Annotated in this window: 22 protein-coding genes and 1 tRNA gene; 20 read left to right on the top strand and 3 right to left on the bottom strand. The window is 33.8% G+C overall.

The genetic code is table 11. From position 1 onward, the window contains the following. Positions 1–111: 111 nt before the first annotated feature. The 4 genes from BUA98_RS00710 (at position 112) to BUA98_RS00695 (ending at position 4,094) form a co-directional block, all read left to right on the top strand. Complete coding sequence (locus BUA98_RS00710; protein WP_086065094.1) at positions 112–1,116, top strand: hypothetical protein; 1,005 nt, start codon at positions 112–114, stop codon at positions 1,114–1,116. After that, a complete protein-coding gene (locus BUA98_RS00705) occupies positions 1,076–3,430 on the top strand; it encodes a hypothetical protein (protein ID WP_072969761.1) in 2,355 nt (784 codons plus the stop codon). Before BUA98_RS00710 ends, BUA98_RS00705 begins: the two co-directional genes overlap by 41 nt. A gap of 38 nt (positions 3,431–3,468) precedes the next feature. Further along, positions 3,469–3,873: a methylmalonyl-CoA epimerase gene (mce, locus tag BUA98_RS00700; protein WP_072969760.1), complete on the top strand. Its 405-nt coding sequence runs from the start codon at positions 3,469–3,471 to the stop codon at positions 3,871–3,873. Between the two features lie 147 nt (positions 3,874–4,020). Beyond that, positions 4,021–4,094: transfer RNA gene (locus BUA98_RS00695), tRNA-Ile, on the top strand. Positions 4,095–4,521: 427 nt separating this feature from the next. On the opposite strand, the gene BUA98_RS00685 is transcribed toward BUA98_RS00695, so the two are convergent. Then, the gene (locus tag BUA98_RS00685; RefSeq protein WP_072969758.1) at positions 4,522–5,112 is read right to left on the bottom strand and encodes a riboflavin synthase; all 591 of its coding nucleotides are present in this window, start codon (positions 5,110–5,112) and stop codon (positions 4,522–4,524) included. Positions 5,113–5,169: 57 nt separating this feature from the next. Between BUA98_RS00685 and pdxA the strand changes: the two genes are divergently transcribed. The 13 genes from pdxA (at position 5,170) to BUA98_RS00620 (ending at position 13,950) form a co-directional block, all read left to right on the top strand. Beyond that, the gene (gene pdxA, locus BUA98_RS00680) at positions 5,170–6,219 is read left to right on the top strand and encodes a 4-hydroxythreonine-4-phosphate dehydrogenase PdxA (RefSeq protein WP_072969757.1); all 1,050 of its coding nucleotides are present in this window, start codon (positions 5,170–5,172) and stop codon (positions 6,217–6,219) included. Between the two features lie 106 nt (positions 6,220–6,325). After that, positions 6,326–6,877, top strand: coding sequence for a YceD family protein (locus BUA98_RS00675; RefSeq protein ID WP_072969756.1), 552 nt, complete (start codon positions 6,326–6,328; stop codon positions 6,875–6,877). 9 nt (positions 6,878–6,886) lie between these two features. Further along, positions 6,887–7,081, top strand: coding sequence for a 50S ribosomal protein L32 (gene rpmF / locus BUA98_RS00670; RefSeq protein WP_007137315.1), 195 nt, complete (start codon positions 6,887–6,889; stop codon positions 7,079–7,081). Positions 7,082–7,254: 173 nt separating this feature from the next. After that, positions 7,255–8,253, top strand: coding sequence for a beta-ketoacyl-ACP synthase III (locus tag BUA98_RS00665; RefSeq protein ID WP_072969755.1), 999 nt, complete (start codon positions 7,255–7,257; stop codon positions 8,251–8,253). Positions 8,254–8,276: 23 nt separating this feature from the next. Then, positions 8,277–8,762 (top strand): acetyl-CoA carboxylase biotin carboxyl carrier protein, encoded by a 486-nt coding sequence (gene accB, locus BUA98_RS00660; RefSeq protein ID WP_072969754.1) that lies wholly within the window; start codon positions 8,277–8,279, stop codon positions 8,760–8,762. A gap of 96 nt (positions 8,763–8,858) precedes the next feature. Next, positions 8,859–10,205: an acetyl-CoA carboxylase biotin carboxylase subunit gene (gene accC / locus BUA98_RS00655; protein ID WP_072969753.1), complete on the top strand. Its 1,347-nt coding sequence runs from the start codon at positions 8,859–8,861 to the stop codon at positions 10,203–10,205. Positions 10,206–10,503: 298 nt separating this feature from the next. Further along, the gene (locus tag BUA98_RS00650; RefSeq protein ID WP_072969752.1) at positions 10,504–10,800 is read left to right on the top strand and encodes a hypothetical protein; all 297 of its coding nucleotides are present in this window, start codon (positions 10,504–10,506) and stop codon (positions 10,798–10,800) included. 74 nt (positions 10,801–10,874) lie between these two features. Further along, the gene (locus BUA98_RS00645; RefSeq protein ID WP_072969751.1) at positions 10,875–11,171 is read left to right on the top strand and encodes a hypothetical protein; all 297 of its coding nucleotides are present in this window, start codon (positions 10,875–10,877) and stop codon (positions 11,169–11,171) included. A gap of 58 nt (positions 11,172–11,229) precedes the next feature. Continuing rightward, complete coding sequence (locus BUA98_RS00640; RefSeq protein ID WP_072969750.1) at positions 11,230–11,526, top strand: hypothetical protein; 297 nt, start codon at positions 11,230–11,232, stop codon at positions 11,524–11,526. A 27-nt stretch (positions 11,527–11,553) separates the two neighbouring features. Beyond that, positions 11,554–11,844, top strand: a complete 291-nt coding sequence (locus BUA98_RS00635) for a hypothetical protein (protein WP_072969749.1) — start codon at positions 11,554–11,556, stop codon at positions 11,842–11,844. 18 nt (positions 11,845–11,862) lie between these two features. After that, entirely contained in the window at positions 11,863–12,159 is a 297-nt protein-coding gene (locus BUA98_RS00630; protein ID WP_072969748.1) for a hypothetical protein, read from the top strand. Positions 12,160–12,173: 14 nt separating this feature from the next. Further along, a complete protein-coding gene (locus BUA98_RS00625) occupies positions 12,174–12,467 on the top strand; it encodes a hypothetical protein (RefSeq protein ID WP_072969747.1) in 294 nt (97 codons plus the stop codon). 127 nt (positions 12,468–12,594) lie between these two features. Further along, complete coding sequence (locus BUA98_RS00620; protein WP_072969746.1) at positions 12,595–13,950, top strand: sigma-54-dependent transcriptional regulator; 1,356 nt, start codon at positions 12,595–12,597, stop codon at positions 13,948–13,950. Positions 13,951–14,042: 92 nt separating this feature from the next. Here the strand turns inward: BUA98_RS00620 and BUA98_RS00615 are convergent, their stop codons facing one another. Next, positions 14,043–16,478, bottom strand: a complete 2,436-nt coding sequence (locus BUA98_RS00615; protein WP_072969745.1) for an ATP-binding response regulator — start codon at positions 16,476–16,478, stop codon at positions 14,043–14,045. 181 nt (positions 16,479–16,659) lie between these two features. Further along, on the bottom strand, positions 16,660–18,561 hold the full coding sequence (locus BUA98_RS00610; RefSeq protein WP_072969744.1) for a S9 family peptidase: 1,902 nt from the start codon (positions 18,559–18,561) through the stop codon (positions 16,660–16,662). Positions 18,562–19,014: 453 nt separating this feature from the next. Here BUA98_RS00610 and BUA98_RS00605 point away from each other — a divergent pair, with 453 nt between their 5' ends. From BUA98_RS00605 to BUA98_RS00595, 3 genes are read left to right on the top strand one after another with little or no spacing between them, the layout of a single operon-like run. Beyond that, positions 19,015–20,127 carry an NAD(P)/FAD-dependent oxidoreductase gene (locus BUA98_RS00605; RefSeq protein WP_072969743.1) on the top strand — a complete coding sequence of 371 codons (1,113 nt, stop codon included), beginning with the start codon at positions 19,015–19,017 and terminating at the stop codon, positions 20,125–20,127. Further along, entirely contained in the window at positions 20,127–20,900 is a 774-nt protein-coding gene (gene mtgA, locus BUA98_RS00600; protein WP_072969742.1) for a monofunctional biosynthetic peptidoglycan transglycosylase, read from the top strand. Before BUA98_RS00605 ends, mtgA begins: the two co-directional genes overlap by 1 nt. After that, positions 20,890–21,846, top strand: coding sequence for a lipid A deacylase LpxR family protein (locus BUA98_RS00595; protein ID WP_072969741.1), 957 nt, complete (start codon positions 20,890–20,892; stop codon positions 21,844–21,846). Before mtgA ends, BUA98_RS00595 begins: the two co-directional genes overlap by 11 nt. Positions 21,847–22,607: the final 761 nt, after the last annotated feature.

Genomic DNA, 22,607 nt, shown 5'->3' with positions numbered 1-22,607 from the left:
CTATTTATTAGGATTTAGAGCATTTAAGTTTTTTCGTATTTCTTAAATTCAGAATGGCTAATTTGATATAATTTCTTACTTTTGAGATCCAAAATATAATTTCTCTTCGTTTTGATTAAAAAGTCTTTCCTGATTTTCTTCATTTTCTTAATAACCGCCTGTAGTAAAAATGATAAGCCAATTGTTGCTTTTTATTATTGGAAAACGGTTTTTAGATTGTCAACAACAGAAAGAGAAGTTTTGAAAGAGAATAATGTTAAAAAACTTTATATTAGGTATTTTGATATTAGATTACATCCCAAAACGACAGAGCCAATCCCAGTTAGTCCGATACATTTTCAGGAAAACATTGGTACATTTGATATTGTTCCTGTAGTTTTTATTCAAAATAAAGTCCTTTTAAAAGCAAATATTGATATTGATGATCTGGCGAAGAAAACACTTCATTTAGTAAATCAGATTAGTATCAGTAATAAAATAAATTGTTTTGAAATTCAGATTGATTGTGATTGGACACTTGCCAGTAAAGACAATTATTTAAAGTTTATAGAACGATTCAGGAAACTTTCTAATAAAAAATTGTCGGCAACAATTCGATTGCATCAGGTTAAATATTTTAAAAAGACTAAAATTCCAAATGTTGATTCAGGTGTTTTGATGTATTACAACATGGGGACAATTGCTCCCGATTCTGTAAATTCTATTTATGATCACGAAATTGCAGGAAGATATCTCAAGAGCTTGAAAAAGTATCCTTTGCATCTGGATATTGCGTTACCAATTTATTCCTGGGCAATTCATATTAGAAATCAGAAAGTGATTGGTCTGCGTTCTAAGCTGAATGTGGCTGAACTAAAAAAAGACAAAAATTTTGAACAGTTTGAAAATCTGTTTTTTAAAGTAAAAAAGTCAAATTATAAAAATGGATTTTTTTACGAAGAAGGCGATGTTTTGAAGATTGAAGCAATTTCTGCTGAAGATTTAAAAACGATGGGAGAGGAGTTGAATGAAAATGTAGCAAACACTCCAAAGGAAATTATATTTTACGATTTAGATGAATTCAATTTAAAAAATTATGAAAAGAATATTTTTGAACAAGTTGTTTCTTGTTTCTAGTGTAGCCTTATTTACTGTTTACGGAATAATTTATGCTTGCGGTGGTGGAGACGACTGGGATTTTTTTGGTTATAATTCGAATTTTACCCCTGAAACTTTTACAGATAAATCCTATTCTCCACTTTTTTTGTCGGGAGATGTTTTTTACGGAATTGGTTTTGATACACAACACAATTCAAGATTCAATGAAGATTTAAAATCAGACTGGAATACTTATTTGAAAGCAAAAGTAGATACGGCAACCGTAAGATATTTTTTAATTGGAGATCTTACACCAAGATATTCTGATGAAGCTAAAGCTGCGAAAAATAAAGCGGAGATTACAGATCTTCATGTGTTTTTTAAGACCAAAAAAGCAAATGCAGCTTCTTTAAAATGGGGAAAGAAATTAAATTTAAAAGATGATAAAATTAAAAGTTTTATCGAGTTTTTGTATTTAGCACAAAAGATAGAAACCGTTTCCATTGGCGAAGATTATTGGAGTTATGATCCTGTGGTAGCGAAGACTTTCAATGATTTAAAAATGATTCAGTCTATTGAAAATGTTTATAACACGACATCAGATGCGTTTTTGAAAAATAGATATTGGTTTCTAACGGTCAAAGCATATTTTTATAGTAGTAATAAACCAAAAACAGTTGAGTTTTTCAATAAAACAGAAAAATCGGTTCCTAAAAATATATTGTATTACCGTGCACTTTCTTATGTGGCAGGAGTAAAATATCAGCAGAAAAAATATTCGGAATCTAATTATTTATATGCTCAGGTTTTTGATAAATGTCCTGAAATGAGGGTTGTAACGGCTTACAGTTTTCATCCACAAAATGAAACGGACTGGAACAAGTCGTTGGCGATGGCAAAAGACAATAAAGAGAAAGCGGCACTTTGGGCGATTCATGGTTATTACAAAGATGAAACACAGGCTATTGAAAAGATCTATGAATTAGATCCTAAAAGTGAGCATCTAAATTATTTACTTACCCGATTGGTAAATAAAAAAGAGCAGGATATCAATAATTCTTTTGAAGAAAGTGCGAAGGAAAATGTACCGGCAAAAAAGCTTACTGTTGCTGAAACAAAAGAATTAAACAAAAGTAAAATTGATAAAAAAGCTTTTGATTTAGTTTCGAAAATTACCACTTCATCAAACACTGAAAAACCTTATTTGTGGAACATAGCTTTAGGATATTTGCAAACATTAAAAGGTGATTATGCTAATGCAGATAGTAACTTTGACAAGACAGAAAAAATAATGCCTAAAACGGAATTGGCTAAATATCAGTTAAGACTGCTTCGTTTTGTAAATAATATGAGCAAAATTGAGAAGCTAACCACTGCTAATGAAAAAACAATTTTGGCCGATTTAAACTGGTTGTATCAGGAGCTTCCTAAAACGTATAAAGGGCAGGAGTTTCGTTATCAGAATGCTTCTTCTTGGAGTAGAAGTTATTTGGCAACATTATATAAAGCATCTGCAAATCCGGTGATGACTGAGATATTTGGAGAATCTCGTTATAGTTACTGGAATGATGGAAATGCCTTTTATGATAACGAAAAGAATCTTTTAGCTATGAAAGCCTTTTTAACGAAATCGGATAAAACTGAAATAGAAAAAATAGGAGCAGGAATATATAGTTTGAAATTAAAAGATATTAATAATTTCCAGGCAGTTCAGGCAACTTTCAAAAATAAAATTCCTGAAGCAATTGCTTTTATTAAAGAAACAGATTCAGTTCAATATTATAATTTCTTAGGAAATCCATTCAATGGAAATATTAAAGATTGTCATGATTGTGAGCATGCCGCGTATCAAAAGAAGAAGTATTCTCAAATTGAATTTTTGAATACTATAAAGGCAATGCAGGATAAACTGGCTCAAAAAGAAGATGTGTATACGAATAGTTTGTTACTTGGAAATGCATTCTATAATATCACACATTTTGGAAACGGAAGAACTTTTTATGAGATTAGTATCGTAGGTTATGGTTCAAGTCCGTATTCATTTAGAGATTCAATGAAAAAAATGATTACAAATTGTGAGGTTTCTAAGATGTATTATCAAAAAGCATTTGAAGCGGCAACAACAAAAGAGCAAAAGGCGAAATGTATTTATTTATTGTCAAAATGCGAGCGTAATGAGTATTATAATAAAAAATATAATAATGTGACCAATTGGTGGAGTGTTGAAGATGATAAAATTAATTTTATCGCCTGGACAGGATTCAAAGCTTTAAAGAAGGATTATTCTGATACTAAATATTATCAGGATGTTATTGCGGAGTGTGGTTATTTTAAAACGTACATTAATCAATAAGTTGTAATTGTATCTTTGTGTTATAATAATTAAAAGAGATGGTAAATAAAATTGAACATATAGGAATTGCGGTTAAAAATATGAATGATGCCAATGTATTATTTGAAAAATTACTGGGAGTTCCGTCTTATAAAGAAGAAGAAGTAGAAAGCGAAGGTGTTTTGACTTCTTTTTTTCAAACCGGAACAAATAAAATAGAGCTTTTGACTGCAACTAATCCGGAGAGTCCAATTGCGAAGTTTTTAGAAAAAAAAGGTGAAGGAATCCATCACATCGCTTTTGATGTTGAAGATATCTACTCCGAAATAGACCGTTTAAAAAGTGAAGGTTTTGTGTTGATAAATGAAGTTCCGAAGAAGGGTGCTGATAATAAATTGGTAGTTTTTTTACATCCAAAAAATACAAATGGCGTTTTGGTTGAGCTTTGTCAGGAAATAAAGTAAAAAATCTTATTTGTTTATTAGGAAATAATACATTGAAAATCAATTGTGTTTAGAAATAGTGAGGTTACGATTTAAAATTAAATAGAAATCATATCTTAAAATATTTGCAGTGAATAAAAAATAGTAGTAATATTGCATCCTCAAACCGGTCCTATAGCTCAGCTGGTTAGAGCACCTGACTCATAATCAGGTGGTCCCTGGTTCGAGCCCAGGTGGGACCACGTAGTAAAAAAGCTTCATAAAATTATTTATGAGGCTTTTTTTATGATTAAAGTTGTAATTTTAAGAAAAACTTATACATTTGCTTCAGAATTGTAGCAAAAAACCTGTTTTTTGTGAGAAATTTCTATAAACGACCCCAAGTCTAATTATAAATACGGTGCTAATTATTAGCATGTTAAACTTATGAAAATAAAAAACATTTTATTGACATTTTTTTTGACTTTGATAAGTGTTTCAGAAATGAGGGCTCAAACGCCATCATGTCCTACTTGTCCAAATCAAGAGTTTCCAGAGATGCCAATCGATCAGCATATCATTTATCTGATAGGCGCTGCACTCGTTTTGGGTTTTGTAATGATATATAAGAGTATAATAAAAAAAGCTTCAGTATAAAACTGAAGCTTTTTTTATGAAATCATTTTTATTCTATTTGTTGATCGAATAAAGTCTTGAAATATATTTACCTACAACATCAAATTCAAGGTTAATTTTAGTTCCAACTTTAAAATTTTTGAAATTAGTGTTTTCAAAAGTATAAGGTATAATCGAAACACTAAATTCATTTGTTTTAGAATTTACAACAGTTAAGCTAACACCATTCACTGTAATTGAGCCTTTTTCAATAGTGATGTTGTTAAGGTTTTTGTCGTATTCAAAAGTGTAATTCCAACTTCCGTTTGCTTCTTCAATTTTAATACAGGTTCCGGTTTGGTCGACGTGACCTTGTACGATATGACCGTCAAGGCGATCGCCTAGTTTCATTCCTCTTTCCAGATTAACAATATCGCCGGTTTTCCAGTCTCCAATATTTGTTTTTAAAATAGTTTCGTCAATAGCGGTTACGGTATAAAATGAATCTTTTACAGCGACAACGGTTAAGCAGATTCCGTTATGCGAAACGCTTTGGTCAATCTTTAATTCGTTTGTAATAGAAGAGTCGACTGTGATGTGGAGATTGTTTTGGTCTTTTTGTATTTCGTGAATCCTTCCAAGGGTTTCTATAATTCCTGTAAACATTGTTGTTTTATTTTACTAAATTTGCACATCAAAATTAGTAATAAATAATCTGAGCTCATGAATAAAAAAGCAGAAAATATAATTGTTGGAATTTCAGTTGGAGATTTAAACGGTATTGGAAGCGAAGTTATACTTAAAACATTCGAAGATTCTCGCATGTTAGAAATGTGCACGCCGGTTATTTTTGCGAATGCCAAAATACTTTCTTTCGTTAAAAAAAGTATGACTTCTACTATTCAGTTTCATGGTGTTGATAAATTAGATCAGGTTTTACCTGGGAAAGTGAATGTCTTTAATCTTTGGAAAGAAGGGGTTGATATTAATTTAGGAACAAACGATGAAAAGATAGGAGAATATGCAATAAAATCTTTTGTAGCGGCTACTAAAGCTTTAAAGGAAGGTGAAATTGATGTTTTAGTTACGGCTCCAATTAATAAATATAATATTCAGTCAGAAGAATTTAAATTTCCGGGACATACTGATTATTTAGATCAGGAATTGGAAGGAAATGCGTTGATGATGATGGTTCAGGATAATTTGAGAGTTGGTTTGTTGACGGATCATGTTCCGTTAAATGAAGTTTCATCTCATTTGACAGAAGAATTAATTACAAGAAAAATCGAAACAGTAAGAAAATCGTTGATTCAGGATTTTAGTATTGTAAAGCCAAAAATTGCTGTCTTAGGATTAAACCCGCATGCTGGTGATGGTGGTGTAATTGGAAAAGAAGATGATTTGGTTTTAAAGCCAGCTTTGAAGAAAATATTTGAAGCTGGAACGATGGTTTTTGGTCCTTTTCCTGCTGATGGTTTTTTTGGAAGTGGCCAATATGAAAAATATGATGCTATTGTAGCGACATATCATGATCAGGGATTGATTCCGTTTAAAACATTATCTTTTGGTAAAGGAGTAAATTATACAGCAGGTTTAAATAGAGTAAGAACATCGCCGGATCACGGTACAGCATACGATATTGCTGGAAAAGACATGGCAGATTTCAATTCGTTCAAGGAGGCAGTTTATCTCGCGATTGATATTTTTCGTTCGCGTAATCAGTATGAGGAGATTAGCCAAAAACCTCTTAAAATAAAAGAAAAACAGTTATAAACAAAAAAAGGTGAATAAGATTATTAGTTTTATAATAATTTTATATCTTTGCACCCCAATTCAGGTATCTGAGTTTTAGATACGAATTGGTCAAATTGATGTTAAGATGAGCAAATCAAAAGAATTTTTAATTCCTTTCATAGGATTAAAGCTGGGAAAACACCATTTTGAGTATCAAATAAGTAACGCGTTCTTTGAGAACTTTGATTACGACGAATTTCAAAGTTCGGATATCAAAGTTAGTTTAGTTTTAGATAAGAAAAGCAACATGTTAGAGTTGGAATTCAAACACAAAGGGACCGTAAACGTACCTTGTGATCTAACTGGCGAAGATTTTGATCTTCCTATAAAAGGGAAAATGAAATTAATTGTCCGTTTTGGAGATGAATTCAACAACGATAATGAAGAGTTGTTAATCTTACCACACGGAGAGCATGAAATAGATGTTGTACAATACGTTTATGAAATGATTGCCCTTTCGGTACCTCTAAAACGAGTTCATCCTGGAGTTAAAGACGGAAGTTTACAAACGGAAGCCTTAAAAAAACTAAATGAACTGACTGTAAAAGAAGTCAAAGAAGAGAAAAAAGAGAGTAAAAAAGAAGAAGATATTGACCCGCGTTGGGACAAATTAAAGCAACTATTAACGGATAAATAATATAGTAAAATGGCACATCCTAAGAGAAAAATCTCGAAAACAAGAAGAGATAAGAGAAGAACACATTATAAAGCTACTGTAGCTCAAATCGCTACATGTCCTATTACTGGAGAAGCACATTTATACCACAGAGCTTACTGGCATGAAGGTAAAATGTATTACAGAGGGCAAGTTGTTATCGATAAATCTGTAGCGGTTGCTTAATACGTTTTTGTAAATTATACTAGAACTCTCACATAGTGAGAGTTTTTTTTGTTGGTTATAATTTTCTTTTTTTAAGAAATTATCTACAAATTAATTTCGTTTTTTTTTGTAATTTTCAAGTCTTTTAAAAATTTTTCAAATATGCTGTATTTGAAAAGAAATAATAAAATATAATGAATACAATCACAGCCGCAATTACCGCTGTTGGAGCCTATGTTCCGGACTTTGTTCTTTCAAACAAAGTGTTGGAAACTATGGTCGATACTAATGACGAATGGATCACTACTCGTACCGGAATTAAAGAAAGAAGAATTCTTAAAGATGCTGATAAAGGAACATCGTTTCTTGCTATAAAAGCAGCACAGGATTTAATAGCAAAAGCTAATATTGATCCTTTAGAGATTGATATGGTTATAATGGCAACAGCTACTGCAGATATGCCGGTGGCCTCTACGGGAGTTTATGTTGCAACAGAAATTGGAGCTACTAATGCATTTGCATACGATTTGCAGGCGGCTTGTTCAAGTTTTTTATACGGAATGTCAACTGCTGCAGCTTATATACAGTCAGGACGTTACAAAAAAGTTTTATTAATTGGTGCTGATAAAATGTCATCAATTGTAGATTACACAGACAGATCTACTTGTATTATTTTTGGAGATGGAGCAGGTGCTGTTTTATTCGAACCAAATTATGAAGGTTTAGGTTTACAAGATGAGTACTTGCGAAGCGACGGTGTAGGACGTGATTTTCTTAAAATTTCTGCAGGAGGTTCTCTTATTCCAACTACAGAAGAGACCGTTAAAAACAGACAACACAATATTATTCAGGACGGAAAAACCGTTTTTAAATATGCTGTAACTAATATGGCTGATGCAAGCGAATTGATCGTTAAAAGAAACAATTTGACTAACGAAGATGTTGATTGGTTAGTACCACATCAGGCAAATAAGCGTATTATTGATGCTACTGCAAGCAGAATGAACCTTGAAGATTCAAAAGTATTAATGAATATTGAAAAATATGGTAATACAACTTCAGCAACTTTGCCATTAGTACTAAGTGATTTTGAACACAAATTCAAAAAAGGAGATAATATTATTTTAGCTGCTTTTGGTGGTGGATTCACTTGGGGATCGATTTACTTGAAATGGGCTTACGATACAAAATAAATTAAAACTAAAAACGAATCATTATGGATTTAAAAGAAATTCAAAACCTAATCAAATTTGTAGCAAATTCGGGAGTTGCAGAAGTAAAGTTGGAAATGGATGATGTGAAAATCACAATCAGAACAACTTTAGAAGGAAACGTAACTGAAACTACTTATGTACAACAATTACCAGCTCAACAAGCATTACCGCAAACTGTTGCTCCTCAAACTGCTCCAGCTGTTGTTAATGTAACTAGTGAAGCGTCTGTTCCGGCTGAAGATTCGAAATTTATTACTATTAAATCTCCAATTATTGGAACTTTCTACAGAAAACCGTCTCCAGACAAACCAGTTTTCACTGAAGTAGGAAGCACTATCGCTAAAGGAGATGTTCTTTGTGTAATTGAAGCAATGAAATTATTCAACGAAATCGAATCAGAAGTTTCAGGTAAAATTGTGAAAATTCTTGTTGACGATATGTCTCCTGTAGAATTTGATCAACCTTTATTCTTAGTAGATCCATCTTAATTTTAGATCGTTAGATTTTAGATTTTAGACTTGTCAAGAGTACTTAAAATCTAATTATCCAATTATCTAATTATCTAATTATCTAATTTTAAAAAGATGTTTAAAAAAATATTAATTGCGAATAGAGGAGAAATTGCACTTCGTGTAATTCGTACATGTAAGGAAATGGGAATTAAGACTGTAGCGGTTTACTCTACAGCTGATGCAGAAAGTCTACATGTAAAGTTTGCTGACGAAGCGGTTTGTATCGGACCTCCTCCGAGTAACTTATCGTATTTGAAAATGTCAAATATTATTGCTGCTGCAGAAATTACAAATGCAGACGCAATTCATCCAGGATATGGATTTCTTTCAGAGAATGCTAAATTCTCTAAAATTTGTCAAGAGCATGGAATCAAATTTATTGGTGCCGCTCCTGAAATGATTGATAGAATGGGAGACAAAGCTTCTGCAAAAGCTACAATGAAAGCTGCAGGAGTTCCATGTGTACCAGGTTCTGACGGATTATTAGAATCTTTCGAACAAACACAAAAATTGGCTAAAGAATTTGGTTACCCGGTTATGCTTAAAGCTACTGCCGGTGGTGGTGGAAAAGGAATGCGTGCTGTTTGGAAAGAAGAAGAATTATTGAAGGCATGGGAAAGTGCACGTCAGGAAGCTGCTGCTGCATTTGGAAATGACGGAATGTACATGGAGAAACTTATTGAAGAACCACGTCATATCGAAATTCAGGTTGTTGGAGATTCTTACGGAAAAGCATGTCACCTTTCTGAAAGAGACTGTTCAGTACAACGTCGTCACCAAAAATTAACTGAAGAAACACCTTCACCTTTCATGACAGACGAATTGCGTACTGCAATGGGAGAAGCTGCTGTAAAAGCTGCAGAATTCATTAAATACGAAGGAGCCGGAACGGTAGAATTTCTTGTGGACAAACACAGAAATTTCTATTTCATGGAAATGAATACTCGTATTCAGGTGGAGCACCCAATCACAGAACAAGTTATTGATTATGATTTGATTCGTGAGCAAATTATGGTAGCTGCCGGAATTCCTATTTCTGGAAAAAACTATTTACCACAATTACACGCTATTGAATGTCGTATTAATGCTGAAGATCCGTATAACGATTTTCGTCCTTCACCAGGAAAAATTACTACACTTCATATGCCAGGAGGACACGGAGTTCGTTTAGATACTCACGTTTACTCTGGTTACAGTATTCCGCCAAACTACGATTCGATGATTGCTAAGTTAATTACAACGGCACAATCTCGTGAAGAAGCAATCAGCAAAATGCGAAGAGCTTTAGATGAATTCGTAATCGAAGGTGTGAAAACTACAATACCTTTCCACAGACAATTAATGGATGATCCAAGATATATTGCAGGAGATTATACAACTGCATTTATGGATACTTTTAAAATGAATCCAATCGAATAATTATAAAGGCTGTCAATTTTGGCAGCCTTTTTTTTATTTTACATTATACTTTAAACCCGATAGATTTTTGAAATTTGTCGGGTTTTCTTGTTTAAAATGCTTTAGTAAACACTGAAAGTGTATACTTTTTATACATTCTTTTTTAGAATTACACACTTTTTTATATTTTTCAATTTTGGCACGTTGGTGATAAGGCCTTTAAAAATAAGGGTTTATGCGATTTAGGGCTTTGTGTTTGGCTTACGGCATAATAATTTCATTATCTAAAGCGTAAACAACTATTAAACTAAATTACATTATGAAAAATTTATTCTTATCAGCCGCTATTGTTTTGGGAAGTTTATCATCATTTGCTTCGACTGTTCCAATGACAAATTCTATTATAAAAACGATTTCAATTCAGGATGATTACACAGAAATCAAATTAGAAGAAGTACCGGCTCCAATAACAGAAGCTTTAAAAAAATCATTTCCGGACGCAGTTCTTTCTAAAGCATATAAAAATACAAAATCGGAATACAAATTAGATGTTACCGTAGGAGAGAAAGTAGGTTCTCTTTATGCTAACGCAGACGGAACCTGGATTAAAAAATAATTTTAAATAAAGTGCTATGTTTATTCAGATAGCAAATACTAAAATTAAATTACGAATACTAAAATACAACTATTATGAAAAATCTATTTTTATCAGCCGCAATCGTTTTGGGAGGTTTAACATCATTTGCTTCAACTTCTCCAATTTCAAATACAATCGTAAAAACAATTTCTATTCAGGAAGAATACACAGAAATTAAAGTGGTAGAGTTACCAACTGCAGTTACTGATGCGCTTAAAAAAGCATATCCGGATGCAGTGCTTACTAAAGCATATAAAAATGCAAAATCAGAATATAAATTAGACGTTACTGTAGGAGACAAAGTAGGTTCTCTATACGCTAACGCAGATGGATCTTGGATTAAAAAATAATCCATTCAGAGATTCCGTTTAAATTTTAAATAGTATACACACCATTAAATTAAATATCATGAAAAATTTATTTTTATCAGCCGCAATCGTTTTGGGAAGTTTAACTTCATTTGCTTCAACTTCTCCAGTTACAAACACAATCGTAAAATCAATTTCCGTTCAGGATGAATATACTGAAATCAAAGTAGAAGAAGTACCATCTGCTGTTACTGATGCACTTAAAAAAGCGTATCCAGATGCAATCCTTTCTAAAGCTTACAAAAACACAGCTTCTCAATATAAATTAGAAGTTACAGTAGGTGACAAAGTAGGTTCACTTTATGCTAATGCAGACGGATCTTGGGTTAAAAAATAATCAACTAACTACTAAAAAACTATCATTATGAAAAAGTTAATCTTATCGGCAGCAATCCTGTTGGGAGGGCTGTCAATGCAAGCGGGAGTTATTGATATGGAAAATACAATAACAGAATCAGTAAAATTTCAGGACGAGTATAAAGAAGTTGATGCTGTTCCGGCAGCTATTAAAACAGCTTTAGATAATGCTTATCCAGGAGTAAAACTTGATAAAGCATATGTAAACGACAAAAAAGAATATAAAATCGAGGTTACCGTAAGAGGTGAAAAATCGATTGTTTACACAGATGCTACAGGAAACATCCTTAAAAAGTAACCATAAAAACCCCATAATATGAAAAAGTTAATCTTATCGGCAGCTATCCTTTTAGGAGGTTTGTCAATGAATGCAGCAACTCCGGTTGTTACAAATCAAATTATTTCCTCAGTAAATATTCAGGATGAATATACTGAAATCACTGCAGATGCTGTTCCAGCTGCTGTAAAATCAACAATTGAAAAATCGTTTGTAGGTTCAAAACTGGAAAAAGCATGGAAAAATGCTAAGGACGAATACAAACTTGAAATTTCAAAAGAAGGTAAGAAATATACTTTTTTTACAGATGCTTCAGGAAACATCATTAAAAAATAATTAAAAAGAACATTATGAAAAAGTTAATCTTATCAGCAGCAATAATTTTGGGGAGTTTATCAATATATGCAACAACTACAGAAGCTGAACCTGTAAAGATTGCTGTTAATGTTCAGGATGAATATAAAGAAGTTGCTACAGATGCAGTTCCGGCTGTGGTGAAAACAGCTTTAGAAACAGCTTATCCTGGCGCAAAGCTAGTGAAAGCTTATACAAATGAAAAAAAAGAGTATAAACTCGAAATATCAGTTGGTGACCAAAAGGCTACTGTGTATTCAGATGTCAATGGCAACTGGTTGAAAATATAATTAGGTGAATTAGATTTATGTTTTTGGTAAAAAAGAGGTTGCGACGTGCAATCTCTTTTTTTTTGCATAATTTTATGAAAATACAACTTTAATAGTATTATTTTAGCAAAAAAGACCCTAAAAACAGATGTCAAAGATATTACTGATAGAAGATGATATTTCGTTTTGCAAATTATTAGAGAAATTTCTAATAAAAAAAGCATACGATGTAACCGTTGCTTTCTCGGCAGAAGAAGCCCGATTGGCAATGAAAAAAGAATCTTTCGATTTGATTCTTACAGATCTGCGTTTGCCTGATTCTGACGGCATTGGACTTATGTCTGAATTTAAAACTTCAAACCCTGAAATTCCTGTTATATTGATGACCGGATATTCAGATGTGAATACTGCAGTGAAGGCCATTAAAAATGGTGCAGCCGATTATATCTCTAAACCTTTTAATCCTGATGAGGTTTTATTGGTAATTACAAATGCTTTAAAAAATTCTGAAGCAGATGAAATACCAGCAAAAGAAAAAAAAGTACCAAAAAAGAAAGAAAACAACTCGTCTGAAAATGAATTTGTCAGAGGTATTTCTGTCGCTTCCAAAAAATTATTAGATCACATTCACTTGGTTAGTCCAACGGATATGTCTGTATTAATTATTGGCGAAAGCGGAACAGGAAAAGAAATAATTGCTAAAAGCATTCACCAGCAAAGTACGCGTAAAAACAACAACTTTATTGCAGTAGATTGTGGGGCCATTCCAAAAGAATTGGCTGCAAGTGAATTTTTCGGACACTTAAAGGGCTCTTTCACCGGAGCAATTAGTGATAAAATGGGTTATTTTGAAGCTGCAAATGGCGGAACTCTATTTTTAGATGAAATAGGAAATCTTTCTTATGAAAATCAAATTCAGCTGTTGAGAGCACTTCAGGAAAGAAAAATTAAACCTGTTGGAAGTAATAAGGAAATTAACGTCGATATCCGCATCATAACGGCTACAAATGAAGATTTACGTGAGGCAGTAAAAAACGGTGATTTTAGAGAAGATTTATACCATAGAATCAATGAGTTTTCTATTCTTTCTCCTTCGTTAAAAGAAAGAGAAGAAGATTTGATGGTTTTTGCCGATTATTTTCTTGAAAAAGCCAATCAACAATTGAATAAAGAAATTATAGGTTTCTCTCCTGAAGTTGTTGCTATTTTTCAAAAATACAATTGGCCCGGAAATTTACGGGAGTTGCAAAACTGTGTCAAACGTGCTACACTGTTATCTCGTGGAAATTTTATTGAAAGTGATGTTTTGCCAGCCGAGTTTTTTCAGGTTCAAAAAACGAATCAGCAAAATTCAAATGAAACTTTTTCATTGTCTGAAAATGAAAAGGAGACTATTATTCATGCGCTTTCAAGAACGCAAAACAATAAATCGGAAGCAGCAAAATTGCTTAAAATTACCAGAAAGACACTTTACAATAAATTAAAGCAATATAACATAGATTAAACTTGCTCGAGTATGGAAGTTTTACCGTAAATTTCGCAAATTTGTGACCCGAGCGTTAGCGAATAGGCGAAGCAAATTTGCGGTAAAATTTTTTAGATAATCTCCTTTTGTAAAGCTTTAAAAAGCGAATCAGTTTTTGCTTTTAAAGCTTTGAAAATGTCTTTCAAATCAGAAATTTCAAAATCATTTTTATCCAATACTTTTAAAATGCCACCAATTTCATAAGCTTCAATTTGATTGAACATTGGTGCAATTCGATGCGCGATAGCATTTATTTCTGAAACATTCTCTTCTGTAACGGCAATTTCTAAATGGGCCAAATTTTCATTGGTACTTTCTATAAATGATTTTAAAACTTCTTTTAAAGCCTCCTCATCGTTACCTAAAAATTCCTTTAAAGTTTCTAACGAATAGGATTTTGTAGCAACTTTTTGTTCATTATCGTTAATGTCAACCGCAGGTAAAGTGTCGTTTGCTAAAATAAGATGTATGGTTTCCAGCAATATTTTTGGCGAATATGGTTTTTTTACCACAGTTGTAAAACCAGCTTTTGCATAAACCGAAGCATCCAAATCGGTTCTTCCGGTTAAGGCAATTACCGGTTGGTTTTTGTAAATAACAGTGTTTTTAAGTTTTTGAAGAAACATAAAGCCATCCATTTCCGGCATTTGGATATCGGTAATGATAAAATCAAAATTGGTTTTCTGAAGTGCTTCCAAAGCTTTAATGGCACTATTGAAAGAGAGTACCGTATGATTTTCCTGTCTTAAAACACCACTCGTTAAATTGAGGAGATTGATATCGTCATCAATTACAATAAAAGTTTGCTTTTTGGTATTGCGAACGATTGGTTTTTTTTCTTCAGAAACTAAATTTGTACTGGTGTCAAATAACAACGGGAGCTGTATTTCAAAAGTACTTCCTTTTCCAAAAGTACTTTCAAGTGCTAAAGTCCCGCCTAAAATCGAGATGATTTTCTGGCAGATAGATAATCCCAAACCTGTTCCGCCGTATTTTTTTTCAATACCTTCATTGGCCTGAGCAAATTCTTCAAAAACTAATTTCTGATTTCCTTTCTCAATTCCAATTCCGCTATCTTCAATTGTAATCGTGAAAAATTGATCATTTTCACTCAGGAAAGCACTGATTCTAATAAAGCCTTCTTCAGTAAATTTATAAGCATTTCCTATAATATTACTCAGGATTTGTTTCAAACGAAACGGATCACCAACAATTTTACTGTTCAGTTTTTCATCAACATTAATAATCAGTTCAATGCTTTTTTGCTTGTAAACGGTCTGAATACTTTTGGCTACTTCATCAATAACTTCAGGTAAGGAAAACGGAACTTTTTCAACTGTGATTTTTCCGGCTTCAATCTTCGAAAAATCCAATAAATCCTGAACCAATTGCGTAATATATTCCGATGAATTTTTGATATTTTTAATAAAATACGATTGCTTCGTATTCACATCAGAATTGCCTAAAAGTTCTGAATAACCTACAATCGTACTCAAAGGCGTTTTCAAGTCGTGACTTACAGTGGAGATCAATTGTTCACGGCTTTTAAGCAGGTTTTTTGTTTTGAAGTTGGCAATTTCGAGCTGTTTTTTATAAACCTGCGACTTTGAATAATCGCTCACAATTAAAATCGAGAAAAACAGCGTCAACACCAAACCAATAATGGCTGATGCCGTAACAATCTCATTGACCTTTTTAAGGGATTTTTCTTTAAGGGAATTGTTTTTTATGGAATTGATGATAATCTCCCGCTCAATAATTCGAAGTACTTTTCGAAGTTGTTCAGAGATGGCGATTTCATTTTTCAGTAATTTGTTTTCCTGAAAATTTAGCGATTCTTTTTTCTTTTCTGCCTTTAGTTTTACATTGCTCAAAAGTTTTTTTGAATTGGCCAAAATAGAATCAGAAGCTTGTTTGCTTAGCGTATTGGTGCTGTCATCCGGAATATTCTGGTTAAGGTAGTCGACATATTTCTGAAGTACATTTCGTTGGTAACTTCCTAATTGATTGGGATTTTTATTAAAGTCCTGAAGTTCTAATTTGCGCAATTTAAACTCCATTTTGGTAATTTCGTCAATAGCAGAATTTACCGAAACTTCATCATCAGCTTTGTTCTTTATGGTCTTTAATTGCTGAATATTTTTGGTTTTTTCAGACAGATAATAGTTGACGCTGTCCAATAATGTTTTTTGATATTGTGTAGTAACAATTTGTTTTAAAGTGTCAATTCTGGAACGTAAAGAATCGGTTTCGATCAGATAACTTTTAAAGTCACTTTCAGAGTTCGTCTGAATTGTTTTTCGGGCCAAACTCTCTGTTTTATAGACATTCGAAAATAATTTACTGACTCTTAAAATCTTGGTTTTTTCGAAGGCAATTTTATCTTCCAGTTTGTTATAAACAACGTTTTCAGAATATAAAAACCATCCCACTGTCACAACCAAAGCGAGTAATGCAACATAGCTGAAAAGCACTTTGATAGCTGTGTAACTTTTTTTACTCTCCATAGATTGTTATTGTTGGGATTGGGGGTATTTTGTAATTCGAATTCCCTGCAATTTATTCAAAAAAAACTGTTTTAAAAAGGGAATCAAGCTGAATCTGTTACATAATTCAAAGGTCTGAAAAATAAAATAGCCGCAAATTATATAACAATTTGCGGCTATTAAATATTTATGTGGGTTTAACTTATAGTGTTTCGTTCAACCATTTGAAAAATTCACCTTGCCAAACCTGAGCATTTTGCGGTTTTAAAACCCAGTGATTTTCATCCGGGAAATAAACAAATCTACTTTTAAGACCTCTTAACTGAGCTGCCTGAAAAGCTTCTTGTCCCTGTCCGATTGGCACACGGAAATCTTTTCCTCCCTGGAAGATTAAGATTGGTTTGTTCCACTTCTCAACCATAGTTGCAGGGTTAAATGTTGTATACGCTTTTTGAGCAACAGCATTGTCTTTTTCCCAATAAGCGCCACCAAAATCCCAGTTGTTAAAGAAAACTTCTTCAGTTGTTCCTAACATACTTACGGTATTGAAAACACCATCGTGTGCGATAAAAGTTTTGAAACGGTTGTTGTGGATTCCGGCTAAATAAAATACGGAATATCCTCCGTAACTTGCACCAACGCAACCTAAACGGCTTTTGTCAACGTAGCTTTCTTTGGCAACATCATCAATAGCAGAAAGGTAATCGTCCATAACTTGTCCGCCCCAGTCTTTACTGATTTTCTCATTCCACTCCACTCCGTGACCTGGCATACCGCGACGGTTTGGCGCTACCACTACATAACCTTTAGCAGCCATTAAAGAGAAATTCCAACGGAAAGAATACGATTGTGTCAACGCAGATTGTGGTCCTCCTTGGCAGAATAACAACGTTGGGTATTTTTTTGTAGCATCAAAATTTGGAGGTAAAATTACCCAAACCAACATTTTTTTACCGTCAGTTGTCGTAACATAACGTTTTTCTGTTTTGCTTAATGCTAATGTTTTATACGTATCTGTATTTACATTTGAAAGTTGTTTCCAGGTGTTTTTCTTCAAATTAAAAGAATAAATCTCCGGAGCATGATTCATGTCATTTCTGGTTACGATGATATCATCTCCCGCGAAACCAACTAAATCATTAACATCAAAATCGCCTTTTGTAATTTGACGAACTTGAATTGCCATTTTGGTCAATCCCGGAAAGTTCACTACAAAAAGTTGTTTTGTACCGTCAACTGGCGCCACAAAATAAACGTTTTTACCGTCTTTACTCCAGATAAAATTATCTACAGTTCCGTCCCAATTAGCAGTTAAGTTGGTTTTGATTCCTTTAAACTCAACAATAATATCATTTTTGTCCGCTTCGTAACCATCACGTTTCATTTGCAGCCAGGTTAAATTTCCTGTTGGAGAAAACTGTGGAGCGGTATCGTAACCTAAATTATCTTCAGTTCTGTTGGTTGTTTTTTGAGTTTCTAAATTGTACTCATAAATATTGGTGTTGGTAGAAATAGCATAATCAGTTCCTGCTTTTTTCTTGCAAACGTATAAAATGCTTTTTCCATCAGGAGACCAGATATAATCTTCGTCGCCACCAAAAGGTTTTTGTGGAGAATCAAAATTCTCCCCTTTTAAGATGTCAATTCCGGCAGCACCTTCTTTGTTTTCTTTATAAAAAACGTGGTTGAATTTCCCTTCGTTCCAGGTATCCCAATGACGGTAATCCAAACCATCATAAATTTGAGCGTCTGATTTTGTAAGGCTTGGATAAAAATCTTTTCCTAAAACCTTTTCCAATTTCACTTCTTCATTGTACACTAAAAATTTTCCGTCAGGCGAAACATTTTTATCCGCCAAAACATCTTTAGTATCTTTAATTTCAGTTGCAGTTCCGCCACTTACTGGCAGGATGTAAAATTTTGAAGACGATTTGTTTTCTTCTACCGAAGGAGTAGAAACTTTGAAAACAACATTTTTTTCATCTTTTGAAAGTCCAAGTGCAGTCACTCTTCCTAATTTCCATAACAATTCTGGTGACATCACATTCTGTCCGATAGCGTTTAAACTCATCATTATTAAGGTTGTAAATAATACTTTTTTCATAATAAAATTCTAATATTCGTGGGGCTAAAAATACAACATTTAAATTCCAATAATTTAAAATAAATCCCAAAAAATAAATTCCAAATTCCAATCTGGACCATGATAAATTCCAAATAATTTAATTCCAAATCCAAAAAATCCCAAAGCTTATACTAAATTTTTTTCCGCCACGGCTCGAGCGATAGCGAACAGGCGAACCAATTCAGAATTTTTTTTCACGCAGATTCAAAAAGATTTGAGCAGATTCACACAGATTTTTTATTAAATCAAATAAAATCTGCCTAAATCTTTTTGAATCTGCGTGAAACAAATCTGTAAATCTGTGAGAGACAAATATTGATAATCTTTGAAAAGAAAATTCGTGAATTCGTGGCGATCGAAAGTAAAGTTTTAAATTTATTTCCTAAATTGGAATTTGGAATTTAAAAGATTGGAATTTAATTTAAGTCAAAGATGGAATTAAGTTATTGGGAACTTAAAAATTGGTTCACGAATGTTGATTATACTATTGTAGGAAGTGGCATTGTAGGTTTGCACGCCGCATTGCGCTTGCGCGAAAGATTTCCAACGGCGAAAATTCTGGTTTTAGAAAAAGGAATGTTACCACAGGGAGCTAGTACCAAAAATGCGGGTTTTGCCTGTTTTGGGAGTATTTCTGAAATTATGGAAGATCTCAAAACACATACAGAAGAAGATGTGATTGCGTTGATTGAGAAACGTTGGCAAGGTTTACAGTTACTCCGAAAAAGATTGGGAGATGCTGCAATAGATTTTAAACCTCATGGCGGATATGAATTGTTTTTGAAAGAAGATGAAAGAGGTTTCAACGAATGTGTATCGCGATTGCCTTTTATCAATGAAATTTTAAAACCACTTTTTAAGGCCGATGTTTTTACCAAAGAAATTGACCGATTTGGTTTTGAAAACATTCAGGAATATTTAATTTTTAATCCGTTTGAAGCGCAGATCGATACCGGAAATATGATGCAGGAATTGCTGAAACAAGCTGTTGCTGCGGATATTTTGATTTTGAATCAACAAACTGTAACAGCTTATGCCGATTTAGGAAATCACGTTGAAATCGCGTTGAGTGATTTTACTTTTCCATCCAAAAAAATATTGTTCGCAACAAATGGCTTCGCCAATACGTTAACAAAAGGAGCAGTGCAACCCGCAAGAGCTCAGGTTTTGATAACGGAACCAATTCCGAATTTAGATATAAGAGGCACTTTCCATTTGGATCGGGGCTATTATTATTTCAGAAATATCGGCGACCGAATTTTATTGGGCGGTGGGCGAAACTTAGATTTTGAAACAGAAAATACCACCGAATTTGGCCAAACCAAAATTGTGCAAAATAAGTTGGAAGATTTGCTGAAAAATGTAATTTTACCGAATCAGGAATTCCAGATTGCGCACCGTTGGAGCGGAATCATGGGAATAGGAAATAGCAAAAATCCTGTTGTGTCTCAACTGTCTGAAAACGTGTTTTGTGGAGTGCGTTTAGGCGGAATGGGCGTCGCAATAGGCAGTTTAATAGGAACAGAATTAGCAGATTTAATATAATGGCAGCAACCAAGAAACCAGCACCAAAAAAACCAGCCGCAAGCAAAACAAAACCAGCCGCGAAAAAGAAAACCAATCGCACGTTTGGTGAGAAAGTAAAATGGTTTTTTATTAAATTGTTTTTATGGTTTTTCGGACTTTCGATCGGATCCGTTATATTTTTTAAATATGTGCCTGTACCGTTTACACCTTTAATGCTGATTCGTGCTATCGAAAATAAAATGGCTGGCAAAGAAGTTTATTTTGATCATGATTGGGAACCAATTGATAAAATTTCGATGAATTTACAGAAAGCGGTGATTGCCAGTGAAGATGGAACTTTTTTATATCACAATGGTTTCGATTTCAAAGCGCTTCAAAAAGCCTATAAAAGCAACGAACGCGGACGCCGAATTCGTGGCGGAAGCACAATCTCACAGCAAACTGCCAAAAATGTGTTTTTATGGCAGGGAAAAAGTTATTTCCGAAAAGGTTTAGAAGCGTATTTTACTGTTTTAATTGAGATTATCTGGGGCAAAGAGCGTATCATGGAAGTATATCTGAATAGTATCGAAATGGGTGATGGTGTTTACGGTGCTTATGCTGCAACAGAACATTGGTACCGTCGTGACGCTTCGAGCTTAACACAAATGCAGGCCGCCGGAATTGCCGCAATACTACCCAATCCAAGAAAATTTAAAGCCACAGGATCTTCAAGTTATATCAACCGACGTAAAGAAAGAATTGTTCGTGAAATGCGTGCCGTTGGAAAAATAAATTATAATGCGAAGTAAAAAAGTCTTATTGGCAATCTTTCTTTTAACCACAGCTTTGGGTGTTGGCCAGTCAAAAACAAAAGAATTTGGTTTTATTACCGACAATGATTTATATACATCGTCTAAAAACGATATGTATTATACAAACGGTTTAGAACTTTTTTTCAGATACCTATCCAAAAACGAAAACGAAAAAATCAATAAAAAAATTACCGAATTTCGTTTGGGCCAATACATCTATAATCCCAGATTTATTAATAAAGAAGCCGTTTTAAAAAATGACCGTCCTTTTACAGGCTATCTTTTTGCTGAAGCCGGTCGTAGCTTTTTCTACCAAAGCGAATCCGTTTTAAAGACTGATTTTCAATTGGGTTATATGGGGCCGAATGCTTTTGGCCGCGAAACACAGGAAAGTTTTCATCACGTTATTGGTTATAAAAAAGTATATGGCTGGGAAAACCAGCTTCATAATGCACTTGCCGTACAGGCACATGTCATGTATTCGAAGAAATTATTCCCAGGTAAACACAACGATTTTGTAGATCTTCATTTTCAGTCAGAAGCCAATTTGGGGACTATTTTTGATGGTGTTTCTACAGGTTTTTTAACCCGAATAGGTTTCAAGAAATTACTTCCTGTTTACGATTCTAATTTGCACGATGCTTCTGTGAGTGCTCAACCGCAGTTTGATGTGAGTGAATTTTACTTTTATGCGATGCCAAGCGTTAATTACCAATTTTACGACGCTACTATTGAAGGTAGTATGTTCAGCGACACCAGTCCGGTGACTTTTGAGTTGGAACCGCTTCGTTTCAACGCCGAGTTTGGTTTGAAATACCGCCACAACAATTTCAATATTTCGTATTCTTTTCTTTACCGAGGCCGTGAATTGAAAGATCCTGAAACGAATACGAATTCAGGTTATTTTTATGGATCGATTCGATTGGGGTTTTTGATTAAGTAGGGTTTTTATTGCGGGCGTTTTTTTAACCGCAAAGTTCGCTAAGGGATTACGCAAAGAGCGCGAAGTTTCTTTGTCGGTGAGGTCGCAAAGCTGCAAAATTCTACCACAATATTGTCATCCTGATGAAGGAAGGATCGCACTAGAAGTTCGACAAAGTTGCCGCAATCTTGTCATTTCGACGAAGGAGAAATCCCCGCAAGTAGCTCGACAAAGTAACCACAATATTGTCATCCTGACGAAGGAAGGACTACACTAGAAACTCTACAAAGTTGCCACAATATTGTCATTTCGACGAAGGAGAAATCCCCGCAAGTAGCTCGACAAAGTTACCACAATCTTGTCATCCTGACGAAGGAAGGATCACACTAGAAACTCGACAAAGTTGCCACAATATTGTCATTTCGACGAAGGAGACTCGAGCGATAGCGACTGGCGAAGCAAATCTCCGCAAGAAACTCGACAAAGGATTTCAATTTAATTAAATTATGAAAAAAAATTACTCCTTCACTCTCATCGCCATAATAACCTCAAGCCTCATCCAAACCCCAAACAGAAATCTACCTCCCATTTGAAAATCGTGAGCTAACGATAGAAAAAGTGATGGCAGGAATAGTCATGTTATTTGTTTATTTTATACCAACGATTATGTCATGGAATAAAAAAAAACAACAAATACTTATTTGTCTTTAACCTTCTCACCGCATGGACAGTGCTTTGCTGGTTTATTTGTTTTCTTTTCTTTTTTTTATATATAAGCAGGA

The organism is Flavobacterium saccharophilum, assembly GCF_900142735.1.
In the GTDB taxonomy this organism is placed as follows: Bacteria; Bacteroidota; Bacteroidia; order Flavobacteriales; family Flavobacteriaceae; genus Flavobacterium; species Flavobacterium saccharophilum.
The sequence above is the reverse complement of the archived record's forward strand: the minus strand, read 5'-3'. Positions and strand labels throughout refer to the sequence as shown.

Bases quoted from the DNA above. Each gene is read 5' to 3' on its own strand.
- BUA98_RS00705 (WP_072969761.1), top strand. From the start codon at position 1,076: ATGAAAAGAATATTTTTGAACAAGTTGTTTCTTGTTTCTAGTGTAGCC.
- mce (WP_072969760.1), top strand. From the start codon at position 3,469: ATGGTAAATAAAATTGAACATATAGGAATTGCGGTTAAAAATATGAAT.
- BUA98_RS00685 (WP_072969758.1), bottom strand. From the start codon at position 5,112: ATGTTTACAGGAATTATAGAAACCCTTGGAAGGATTCACGAAATACAA.
- pdxA (WP_072969757.1), top strand. From the start codon at position 5,170: ATGAATAAAAAAGCAGAAAATATAATTGTTGGAATTTCAGTTGGAGAT.
- BUA98_RS00675 (WP_072969756.1), top strand. From the start codon at position 6,326: ATGAGCAAATCAAAAGAATTTTTAATTCCTTTCATAGGATTAAAGCTG.
- rpmF (WP_007137315.1), top strand. From the start codon at position 6,887: ATGGCACATCCTAAGAGAAAAATCTCGAAAACAAGAAGAGATAAGAGA.
- BUA98_RS00665 (WP_072969755.1), top strand. From the start codon at position 7,255: ATGAATACAATCACAGCCGCAATTACCGCTGTTGGAGCCTATGTTCCG.
- accB (WP_072969754.1), top strand. From the start codon at position 8,277: ATGGATTTAAAAGAAATTCAAAACCTAATCAAATTTGTAGCAAATTCG.
- accC (WP_072969753.1), top strand. From the start codon at position 8,859: ATGTTTAAAAAAATATTAATTGCGAATAGAGGAGAAATTGCACTTCGT.
- BUA98_RS00650 (WP_072969752.1), top strand. From the start codon at position 10,504: ATGAAAAATTTATTCTTATCAGCCGCTATTGTTTTGGGAAGTTTATCA.
- BUA98_RS00645 (WP_072969751.1), top strand. From the start codon at position 10,875: ATGAAAAATCTATTTTTATCAGCCGCAATCGTTTTGGGAGGTTTAACA.
- BUA98_RS00640 (WP_072969750.1), top strand. From the start codon at position 11,230: ATGAAAAATTTATTTTTATCAGCCGCAATCGTTTTGGGAAGTTTAACT.
- BUA98_RS00635 (WP_072969749.1), top strand. From the start codon at position 11,554: ATGAAAAAGTTAATCTTATCGGCAGCAATCCTGTTGGGAGGGCTGTCA.
- BUA98_RS00630 (WP_072969748.1), top strand. From the start codon at position 11,863: ATGAAAAAGTTAATCTTATCGGCAGCTATCCTTTTAGGAGGTTTGTCA.
- BUA98_RS00625 (WP_072969747.1), top strand. From the start codon at position 12,174: ATGAAAAAGTTAATCTTATCAGCAGCAATAATTTTGGGGAGTTTATCA.
- BUA98_RS00620 (WP_072969746.1), top strand. From the start codon at position 12,595: ATGTCAAAGATATTACTGATAGAAGATGATATTTCGTTTTGCAAATTA.
- BUA98_RS00615 (WP_072969745.1), bottom strand. From the start codon at position 16,478: ATGGAGAGTAAAAAAAGTTACACAGCTATCAAAGTGCTTTTCAGCTAT.
- BUA98_RS00610 (WP_072969744.1), bottom strand. From the start codon at position 18,561: ATGAAAAAAGTATTATTTACAACCTTAATAATGATGAGTTTAAACGCT.
- BUA98_RS00605 (WP_072969743.1), top strand. From the start codon at position 19,015: ATGGAATTAAGTTATTGGGAACTTAAAAATTGGTTCACGAATGTTGAT.
- mtgA (WP_072969742.1), top strand. From the start codon at position 20,127: ATGGCAGCAACCAAGAAACCAGCACCAAAAAAACCAGCCGCAAGCAAA.
- BUA98_RS00595 (WP_072969741.1), top strand. From the start codon at position 20,890: ATGCGAAGTAAAAAAGTCTTATTGGCAATCTTTCTTTTAACCACAGCT.